This is a genomic window from Citrobacter sp. TBCS-14, assembly GCF_005280805.1.
GTDB lineage: Bacteria > Pseudomonadota > Gammaproteobacteria > Enterobacterales > Enterobacteriaceae > Citrobacter > Citrobacter gillenii.
In genome coordinates this window covers 1-227 of record NZ_SZWM01000197.1, presented here as the reverse complement: position 1 = coordinate 227, position 227 = coordinate 1, and the positions used below count along the sequence as shown (strand labels likewise).

Sequence of the window (227 nt, the reverse complement as noted above, 5' to 3'; positions counted from 1 at the left end):
TGCCATCTGGCTGACGCCGTTCTATATTTCGCCGCAGGTTGATAACGGCTACGACGTCGCGGATTACCTGTCTGTCGATCCGGCCTACGGTACGCTGGAAGATTTTGACGAACTGGTGGCGCAGGCGAAAGCGCGCGGTATCCGTATTATTCTCGATATGGTGTTTAACCACACCTCAACCCAGCATGCGTGGTTTCGTGAGGCGCTGGATAAAGACAGCCCGTATC

General features: G+C 54.6%; 1 protein-coding gene. It reads left to right on the top strand.

All coding sequences use genetic code 11. The features are described 5' to 3' along the window. Positions 1–227, top strand: a 227-nt coding sequence (locus FDX22_RS12090) for an alpha-amylase family glycosyl hydrolase (RefSeq protein ID WP_255432877.1), incomplete at both ends; no start/stop codon positions are given.